The 549-nt window shown below is 55.2% G+C and carries 1 protein-coding gene; it reads right to left on the bottom strand.

The genetic code is table 11. From position 1 onward, the window contains the following. A partial coding sequence (locus tag FQ746_RS28545; protein ID WP_144113155.1) for a TonB-dependent receptor domain-containing protein occupies positions 1–549 on the bottom strand: 549 nt, incomplete at both ends.

Raw genomic sequence — 549 nt, 5'->3', positions numbered from 1 at the left:
TTGTCGTCGAGCAGATTGAATTTCATGCCCACTTCGACCTGCTGGCTGATCTGCGGGGGAAGCAAGCCGCCGCCGAATTGCATCGCCGTGCCTGGCTGGAAGCCGCGGTTGTAGCTGGCGTAGGCCGCGACCTCGGAGGTCAGTTCGTAGAGCAGGCCGAGGCTCGGGCTATAAGCGTTCTGATGGTTTCCCGCCGGTGGGTTACCGGCGTAGTTCGCATGTGTCAGATACGTATCCCGGCGCACGGACGCGAGCGCATGGAAATTCCGGTAGGAAAACTGATCTTGAAGATACAAACCGGTTTGGGTGTAGAAGCTCGCCACATCCGGCGCCAAGCTTGCAACGTCGGACGTCGGGAACACAAAGGATCCGAATACATTCGGAACCGAAATGAATTTCGTGGTCGTGGCGTCGGACTGATACTGGCTGTAACGGAGCACATCCCAACCCGCTATCACCGTATTTTTCACTTCGCCGATATTGAATTTGCCACGCAGGTAGTTCTGAAAACTACAACTGTAGAAATCCGACAGCGAATCGAAACTCATG

Origin of the sequence: Paraburkholderia sp. BCC1886 (assembly GCF_900996245.1) — a bacterium.
Lineage (GTDB): Bacteria > Pseudomonadota > Gammaproteobacteria > Burkholderiales > Burkholderiaceae > Paraburkholderia.
The sequence above is the reverse complement of the archived record's forward strand: the minus strand, read 5'-3'. Positions and strand labels throughout refer to the sequence as shown.